Genomic DNA, 8,311 nt, shown 5'->3' with positions numbered 1-8,311 from the left:
GGGTCGCATTGACCGGCACCTTGCCGGTGGAGGTCTTGATGAAGTCGGCACCGGCATCGATACAGATTTCGGAAGCGCGACGGATCAGCGCCTCTGCTTTCAGCTCGCCGGTTTCGATGATCACTTTCAGCAGCACGTTGGCACCACAGGCCTCTTTACAGGCTTTGACCAGATCAAAACCGATCTGTTCATTGCCAGCCATGAAGGCGCGATACGGGAACACCACGTCCACTTCGTCAGCACCGTAGGCGACAGCGGCACGGGTCTCGGCCACGGCGATCTCGATGTCGTCGTTGCCGTGGGGGAAGTTGGTCACGGTCGCAATGCGTACGTCGGCAGCGCCGATCTCACGCAGGGTCTTGCGAGCGATAGGGATAAAACGGGGGTAGATGCAGACAGCTGCGGTCAGGCCAGCCGGTGACTTGGCCTTATGGCACAGGTCGATCACCTTCTGATCGGTGTCGTCATCGTTCAGGGTGGTCAGGTCCATCAGGTTCAGGGCGCGCTGAGCGGCCACTTTCAGGTCAGTCATTCTGTTCTCCAAAGTCTCGATTTAATCCAGATAACCGGGCACAACCATACCATCCAGCAATGGATGCACAGGCAGTATCCCCAGCTATACGGGAATGGAATTACAGTGCGAAGGCACCGGCACTATCGGGATGTTATTCAAAACACCCTGCAGGCACTGCGACTGTAAATAAGGCAAGAGCCCTGTCACTTTCTTACAAAAGTGCGGACTTGGTTCCATGAAGACTTGAGAAAGGCCGACAACATCTGACCCGACTTCCCAATCAATTCCATTTGACCGCCAACACCCGATTTCATCGAGTATTAGTCATTGCCAGCACCCTGCTGGCAACGCCTATTTCAGCCGAGATACCCCCTGTTTGCAAGCCGGATTTGCCAATTTCAGAGGTACCTCACATCTGGCAAATCCAGGTCTAAAAAAGCCTTACGAAAAGAAACGAGTCAGGATCCAGGAGTAGGCCAATCCCCCCAGATAGACCCCGACGATCCCCATTACCCCGGACAAAACGGGAGGCGCCGGGATCGGCAATTTGAGGAAAGAAAACAACAAACCAACTATAAAGCCGGCCACCATCGCCAGTAGCACTTCATTCATATAACCTCCGATTTGACTCATTTTATTATTAGTTTAGATAGGAAAACGGTTGTCACCGCTCCATACGCGAACGCCACGGCAGATGCCGTGGCGTTCGCGTTTATACCCTGTCAGTCAGGCGGCGATTACATGCCGGACAGTGCCAGGAAGAAGCCTGCGATAGTGGCAGACATAAGGTTGGACAGAGAGCCAGCCAGTACGGCTTTCAGACCAAAACGTGCAATGGTGCCGCGGCGGTTCGGCGCCATGGACCCCAGACCACCCAGCAGGATGGCAACAGAGGAGAGGTTGGCAAAACCACACAGCGCGAAGGAGATGATCGCCTTGGTGTGATCGGACATGGCCACACCGTTGATCAGCACTTCGTCTTTCAGGTACGGAGCGAAGTTCAGGTAAGCCACGAACTCGTTCACTACCAGCTTCTGACCGATGAAGGAACCGGCAACCACTGCTTCATTCCAAGGCACACCGATCAGGAAGGCCAGCGGGGAGAAGATCCAGCCCAGCAGCAGTTCCAGAGAGAGTTGCGGATAACCGAACCAGCCACCCACACCGGAGAAGATGCCGTTGATCATGGCAATCAGACCGATGAAGGCCAGCAGCATGGCGCCGACGTTCAGGGCCAGTTGCATACCGGCAGAGGCGCCAGCAGCAGCAGCGTCAATGACGTTGGCAGGCTTGTCATCCAGCTCGGCATCGGCAGAGCTTTCGTCGTAGTTCGGGGTCTCGGTTTCGGGAACCAGCAGCTTGGCGAACAGCAGACCACCCGGTGCAGCCATGAAGGAGGCAGCAATCAGGTACTCCATCTTCACGCCCATGGAGGCGTAACCGGCCAGTACGGAACCGGCAACGGAGGCCAGACCACCACACATGACGGCGAATAGCTCGGAGTCAGTCATCTTGGAGATGTAAGGACGAACCACCAGCGGCGCTTCGGTCTGACCGACGAAGATGTTGGCAGTTGCAGAGAGGGATTCGGTGCGGGAAGTACCCAGTACTTTCTGCAGACCGCCGCCCAGCAACTTGATGACCATCTGCATGATGCCCAAGTAGTAGAGCACTGCAATCAGGGAAGAGAAGAAGATGATGACCGGCAGAACACGGAAGGCAAAGACAAAGCCGCCGCCACCGAACACTTCAAACATCTTGTTGCTGACCAGACCGCCAAACAGGAAGTCGATCCCGTTCTGGCCGTAGCTGATCACGCTGGATACCGCGTCGGACACGCCGACCAGGATATCGCGACCAACCGGAACATAGAGAACAAACGCCCCCAGACCGGCTTGAATTGCGAACGCACCGACAACGGTACGGACGTTGATTGCCTTGCGATTGCTGGAGAACAGCACCGCGATAAGGACGAGCGTCGCCATCCCTACCAGACCCATGAACAAATTCATTATTATCTTCCTCTAGTAGCACCTGGCTTGTTAGCGAGTTGTTATTAAACCCAACTAATCAAGGGGAGCGCATTATACTAATTAAAGTCCGATAAAATAGAATGCTGGTCACATTTTATCGTTATCAAAATGTCCAAGTGTCACAAAATTAGACAGCAAACGATTTTTACGCTCATTTTTTTTCCTGACAACTAAATCAGGTGTTGCGAATTTGTTTCATGGCTATCGGTCGTGATGGAAAATATGCCGGGCAGTCTCAAATAACACCTTGGTAACATCTGCCGATGATTCATCCCGCAATGTCATCAATATTTCCGCTATTTTCGGCAGCGCTTCCGGGGTATTCCGGGTGCCTTGCTCACCTTGTAAGGGCATATCGGGCGAATCGGTTTCCAGCACCAGGGCCTCGAGCGGCATGGCCCGAAATACCTCTCGCGTCTTGTTCGCCCGTTCAAAACTGATTACCCCGCCCACCCCGAGTCGAAAGCCCAGTTGCCAGAAGGCCTCCGCCTGCTGCAACGAACCGCTGAAAGCATGGATCACCCCGCCACGAGGCGGCTTGAAGCGGCGCAACAGCTTGGCCACAGTGTCATTGGCGCGCACCGAGTGGATCATCAAGGGGAGCCCGGCATCAGCGGCCAGCCGGATCTGAGCCTCAAACAACGTAAATTGTCCCTCCTGCGGCACGTGAGAACGGAGGTCCAGCCCGCACTCGCCTATGGCTACCATGCCGGCAGGTTGGCTCATCACCAGCGTTCGCAGCCGCTCCATCACCCCCTCCAGCTGTTCACCAACATACCAGGGATGAATGCCCAGACCATAAAAGAGGCCGTCATGCTGATCTGCCAGTGCCATCACACGAGTCCAGTTATCCTCTGCGATGGCAGGAATGATATACTCCGTCACCCCCAATGCCCGACAACGGGCCAGCAGTGCCTCCCTGTCCTGGTCGAACACCGGAAAGTCGAGATGGCAATGGGTATCTATCAGCTGCATATCACTCACACCTGTTTGCGGTATTTAATGGGTCATTGAACATGATGAACAACAGAAACAACGGCTTTACCCTGATTGAACTGGTGCTGGTGATCATAGTGCTGGGGATCCTGGCCGTCACCGCCCTGCCCCGCTTTATCAATATCAAGGATGATGCCCTGAAAAGCACGGTCTCGGCGACCGCAGGCAGCTTTGCCAGTGCAGTTCAGCTGGCTAATGCTGGCTGGGCAGTAGCCACACAAGGACAAGCTCTCGCTCTATATAATCTGGGAAGTTTTGGTGCCAAGAATATGGACATCAATCTCTATGGCTGGCCAGTAGGCTCCGAAGAAGCCAGAGGAAAAGGTATAAACGAGACGTATGACCTGAGCAAATTGCCATCTGACTATATTTCAATTTCCGGCAATGATGACTGCAAGCTTGTCTTCGAGGAGCTACTCGAAACTGAATACACGGTTGAAGCCAGCAATAAAAGCCAAACGTTGCAAGACAAAGCCGACTACCTATCGACTGTTAGCGACAGTTATACAACCGACGAGCATGGCCAAACTCACAACAATTGCAGCTATATTCTGCGTGATTCTATCGGCCGTTTCCCAGATCACCCGAATGGCCTCGGCTTCGAGTACAACAGCGTTACCGGCGCCGTGACCCGCAATTTTGATTGAGCTCAGCCTCTTCTGCGCAAGCTCGCTCTTTGCTTGAATCATCATCATAACGAACCGGCGTGCAGCAGCGCCGGTTCTCCTGAGTGAGCCCCCACTCCTCACACCATGCATCGTAACGGGCCAGCCAACGCAGCAATATCCCCTTCATCGTCACACCTCCGCCAACAGGTTCAGGTCAAAAACCATCCTAATCAGAGTCGGCAAGGGGAGCAAGTCATCCCCATAACCGCGATCAGGCGGAATAAAAAAGAGCCGGTCAGCATGGCTGACCGGCTCTTTTAACATTCCCTGAAGAGGTTATCCGATGAGCGACAGCTCATCAGCCTCACAGACTCTTCAGCTTCTCTTCCGGCAGGGCCAGCTCGTCGTTGTGGTTGACGCCGATACCGCGCTCCAGCACATGACGGGCGATGGCGTGCGCCTCTTCCAGCGAGTGCATGCTGTAGGTACCGCACTGATACTCGTTCAGCTCGGGGATCTTGGCCTGATCCTGCACGGTCAGCACGTCGCTCATGGCTGCCTGCCAGGCTGCGCCAACACGGGCTTCGTCCGGCGCGCCGATCAGGCTCATGTAGAAGCCGGTACGGCAACCCATAGGAGAGATGTCGATGATCTCCACGCCATTGCCGTTCAGGTGATCACGCATAAAACCGGCGAACAGGTGCTCCAGCGTATGGATACCGCGCTCGGAGAGGATCTCCTGATTCGGTACGCAGAAACGCAGGTCGAACACGGTAATAGTGTCCTTGTTCGGGGTCTGCATGGTCTTGGCCACACGCACCGCTGGCGCCTCCATACGGGTGTGGTCAACGGTAAAACTGTCCAATAACGGCATTTTTGACTCCTGATTTGGTTACCAGAACCAGCCCCCACGGGAGAGCTGATCCTTGCATTGACGGTACTGGGCGCCGTAGCGCTGGGCGCGAGCTTCCACTTTGCGAGAGGTCTTCATCAACCACCCCTTGCTGCGATAGCTGCCACGCCGGTAGCCACCCCACCCTTCGTGATAGTTGAGATACTGGCCATAGGCATCCCACTTGGAGGTGCCATTGAGCCGCTGGGCTTTGTTAGTGTACCAACCCATAAAATCGATGGCGTCGGCAAAATCATCGCGGTCACTCCAGCTGTTGCCGGTTTCCCGCTGGTAATCCGCCCAGGTTTCATCTTTGACCTGAGCATAACCATAAGCCGAACTGGCCCGCCCGGTCGGGATGAAGAGGAAATACTGCATCGGCGGCTGAGCATCATGTACGTACGAGGACTCCTGATACATCATGGCCATCACCACATGGATCGGCGTCCCCCACTTCTCGTTCATCTTGAGCGCGGCCTTGTGCCAGTCAGGCTTCTCGCGAAAGATCTGGCACAGATTCTCCGGCTGGGCCGGTGGACGGGTACTGCAAGCAGTCAGGCCCGCCAACAGGCTGGCGACCACCACGAAGCGCATCCACCCCATCAAATGAGGCCACACTTCACGCCTCTGGTCAGGTAAAGAGATAGCCAAGGTCAGATCGCGTCTTCGTTCTCTTCGCCAGTACGGATACGAATGACACGCTCCACCTCGCAGACGAAGATCTTGCCATCACCAATCTTGCCGGTACGGGCGGTGTTCTGGATCGCTTCCAGGCAGGCATCGAGATCCTCGTCCTGTACCACCAGCTCCACCTTCACTTTCGGCAGGAAGTCGACCATATATTCGGCACCGCGATAGAGCTCGGTATGGCCCTTCTGGCGGCCAAAGCCTTTGACTTCGGATACGGTCATGCCGTTGATGCCGATCTCGGCCAGGGCCTCGCGCACATCGTCCAGCTTGAACGGTTTGATGATGGCTTCAATCTTCTTCATGGTGACTCCTTACCAGTTCTGTTTGCCGAACCCGGATGTAATTGGGTAACGGCGATCCTTACCAAAGTTGCGAGCCGTAATGCGGGGCCCGACCGCCGCCTGACGGCGCTTGTATTCGTTGAGATCCACCAGGCGGATCACCTTGCGCACCACCGCTTCCTCGAAGCCTTCTGCCACCATGTCGGCCACGGACGCATCCTCTTCCACATAACGCTTGAGGATGGCATCGAGGATGTCGTATGGGGGTAAGCTGTCCTGATCCACCTGATCCGGCGCCAATTCTGCCGAAGGGGGGCGGTCGATAACCCGCTGCGGGATCACATAGTCAACTGAGTTGCGATATTCGCACAACTTGAACACCAGCGTCTTGGGCACATCTTTCAGCACGTCGAAACCGCCCGCCATGTCACCGTACAGGGTGGCATAACCCACCGCCATCTCGCTCTTGTTGCCGGTAGTCAGCACGATACGACGACGTTTGTTGGAGAGCGCCATCAGCAGCACACCGCGGCAGCGGGCCTGCAGGTTCTCTTCGGTGGTATCGCGGGCGGTGCCTTCAAACAGCGGCGCCAGCTGGGTCATAAACCCTTCGAACATAGGCTCGATGGAGATGATGTTGAACTCAACCCCCATCCGCTCGGCCTGCTCCTTGGCATCTTCCACACTCATCTGGGCGGTGTAGCGGAACGGCATCATCACCGCCTGCACCTTGTCGGCACCGATGGCATCGGCCGCAATGGCCAGCGTCAGCGCCGAGTCGATGCCGCCGGATAGACCCAGCACAGCGCCGTGGAAGCCGTTCTTGGTAACGTAGTCGCGCACTGCCAGCACCAGCGCCTGATAGGTCTCGGCCAACGGCTCCAGCGGCGCAGCGGGTTCCCGCTCCTTCACCGGCTGGCCATCAGCAAAACGTACCAGCGCCAGCTCTTCGGCAAACGGGGCCAGCTTGTGAGTCAACTCGCCCTGGCTGCTGAACACCTTGGAGCAGCCGTCGAAAATCAGCTCGTCCTGACCACACACCTGATTGAGGTAGACCAGCGGCAGACCGGTCTGATCGCAGCGTTCGGCCATCAGCTCGCGGCGGATCCAGGGTTTCTCCTGATCATAGGGCGAGGCGTTGATGGTGAGCAGCAGCTCGGCCCCCGCCGCCTTGGCGGCCAGCGCCGGACCTAGCTGCCACAAATCTTCGCAGATGAGCAGGCCCAGCTGGTGACCACGGAACGGCACCACGCAGGTCTCGGTCGCCGCGGTGAAGTAGCGCTTCTCATCAAACACACCGTAGTTGGGCAAGTCCTGCTTGAAGTAACGAGCAATCAGCTTGCCCTGCTCATAGAGGGAGGCGGCGTTATAGAGTGACTCCCCTTCACGCCAGGGATGCCCGACCAAAATGGCACAGTTGCCCTGCCATTCGGCAACACGAGCCAACGCAGCTTCGACCCGCATCATCAGGTCGGCACGCAGCAGCAGATCTTCCGGTGGATAGCCGGTCAGGGCCAGCTCGGAGCAGACCAGCAGATCGGCACCTTGCTGCTCGGCCTGAGCTGCCGCAGCGAGCACTTTGTCAGTGTTATCTTCGATGGCGCCTACCGTCAGATTCAACTGGGCAAGCATCAGAGAGAGGGCTTTTGCCATGGCGATGCATCTTGAATTCGAAAATGATGGGGAATGATAAAGAAAAGGGGGGCAATCTGCCAGTTCAAGACGGGCGTAACCGTGTGACAGCAACCAGCGGGAAGGATAAGCTGTAGATAGTCACGGAACGACAGGCCTTCGCAGATATGAAAAACGCCGGATTTACCCTGATGGAGTTGATGATAGCCATTGCACTGGGCGTCATTCTGTTGGGGATTGGTATTCCTTCTTTGGGCTCTCTGCTTAAAGACAGCACGGCTAACTATGAAAGCGAGCGGTTGATTAAGCTCCTGCGCTTTGCGCGCACCCACGCTATCAGTGACCAACAAACCGTCACCGCATGCCTAATAAACAACAATAACGAGTGTGTTGAACAGGATCCGGTTCAATTATTGGTTTTCATCGATGATGACGGTAATGCCGAGCTGGACGAAGGGGAAGTAGAACTCACGCGCACACCAGCTTTTACTCCAGATGCCACCGTCAGTTCAACCAGACCCCGAGTCTTGTTTGCCGCTGATGGAACCAGCCTAGGTACCAATATGACCGTAAGGGTCTGCATCAGCGAAGAACCCAGAGTTGATGTTGTAATCGCAGCATCAGGTCGCAGCAGTAAATCCGAAACCACCAGCATTTGCCCTTGA

Annotated in this window: 11 protein-coding genes; 2 read left to right on the top strand and 9 right to left on the bottom strand. The window is 55.8% G+C overall.

The window, feature by feature from the left end; genetic code table 11:
* From deoC to AB5Y83_RS20890, 4 genes are all read right to left on the bottom strand, one after another.
* The coding region (gene deoC / locus AB5Y83_RS20905; RefSeq protein ID WP_368175893.1) for a deoxyribose-phosphate aldolase at window positions 1-532 on the bottom strand (532 nt) is incomplete at its 3' end.
* Between the two features lie 423 nt (window positions 533-955).
* Window positions 956-1,126 carry a XapX domain-containing protein gene (locus tag AB5Y83_RS20900; RefSeq protein ID WP_005340467.1) on the bottom strand — a complete coding sequence of 57 codons (171 nt, stop codon included), beginning with the start codon at window positions 1,124-1,126 and terminating at the stop codon, window positions 956-958.
* Window positions 1,127-1,251: 125 nt separating this feature from the next.
* On the bottom strand, window positions 1,252-2,526 hold the full coding sequence (locus tag AB5Y83_RS20895) for a NupC/NupG family nucleoside CNT transporter (RefSeq protein ID WP_019445565.1): 1,275 nt from the start codon (window positions 2,524-2,526) through the stop codon (window positions 1,252-1,254).
* Between the two features lie 222 nt (window positions 2,527-2,748).
* Window positions 2,749-3,522 carry a TatD family hydrolase gene (locus tag AB5Y83_RS20890; protein WP_368175892.1) on the bottom strand — a complete coding sequence of 258 codons (774 nt, stop codon included), beginning with the start codon at window positions 3,520-3,522 and terminating at the stop codon, window positions 2,749-2,751.
* Window positions 3,523-3,563: 41 nt separating this feature from the next.
* On the opposite strand from AB5Y83_RS20890, the gene AB5Y83_RS20885 reads away from it, so the two are divergent.
* A complete protein-coding gene (locus AB5Y83_RS20885; RefSeq protein ID WP_368175891.1) occupies window positions 3,564-4,190 on the top strand; it encodes a type II secretion system protein in 627 nt (208 codons plus the stop codon).
* On the opposite strand, the gene AB5Y83_RS20880 is transcribed toward AB5Y83_RS20885, so the two are convergent.
* The 5 genes from AB5Y83_RS20880 to AB5Y83_RS20860 form a co-directional block, all read right to left on the bottom strand.
* Window positions 4,159-4,338: a DUF5363 family protein gene (locus tag AB5Y83_RS20880; RefSeq protein ID WP_081250401.1), complete on the bottom strand. Its 180-nt coding sequence runs from the start codon at window positions 4,336-4,338 to the stop codon at window positions 4,159-4,161. The genes AB5Y83_RS20885 and AB5Y83_RS20880 overlap by 32 nt on opposite strands.
* Window positions 4,339-4,515: 177 nt before the next feature.
* Window positions 4,516-5,025, bottom strand: coding sequence for an S-ribosylhomocysteine lyase (gene luxS / locus AB5Y83_RS20875; protein ID WP_005340462.1), 510 nt, complete (start codon window positions 5,023-5,025; stop codon window positions 4,516-4,518).
* An 18-nt stretch (window positions 5,026-5,043) separates the two neighbouring features.
* A complete protein-coding gene (locus AB5Y83_RS20870) occupies window positions 5,044-5,637 on the bottom strand; it encodes a hypothetical protein (RefSeq protein ID WP_272502552.1) in 594 nt (197 codons plus the stop codon).
* Between the two features lie 59 nt (window positions 5,638-5,696).
* Entirely contained in the window at window positions 5,697-6,035 is a 339-nt protein-coding gene (glnB, locus tag AB5Y83_RS20865; protein ID WP_005308848.1) for a nitrogen regulatory protein P-II, read from the bottom strand.
* A gap of 9 nt (window positions 6,036-6,044) precedes the next feature.
* Window positions 6,045-7,667: an NAD+ synthase gene (locus AB5Y83_RS20860; RefSeq protein ID WP_368175890.1), complete on the bottom strand. Its 1,623-nt coding sequence runs from the start codon at window positions 7,665-7,667 to the stop codon at window positions 6,045-6,047.
* A 146-nt stretch (window positions 7,668-7,813) separates the two neighbouring features.
* Between AB5Y83_RS20860 and AB5Y83_RS20855 the strand changes: the two genes are divergently transcribed.
* A complete protein-coding gene (locus AB5Y83_RS20855; RefSeq protein ID WP_368175889.1) occupies window positions 7,814-8,311 on the top strand; it encodes a GspH/FimT family pseudopilin in 498 nt (165 codons plus the stop codon).

This window comes from Aeromonas sp. R5-4 (genome assembly GCF_040908215.1).
Lineage (GTDB): Bacteria > Pseudomonadota > Gammaproteobacteria > Enterobacterales > Aeromonadaceae > Aeromonas > Aeromonas veronii.
Note: the sequence above shows the minus strand (reverse complement) of the source record. Positions and strands in the feature narration are given on the sequence as shown.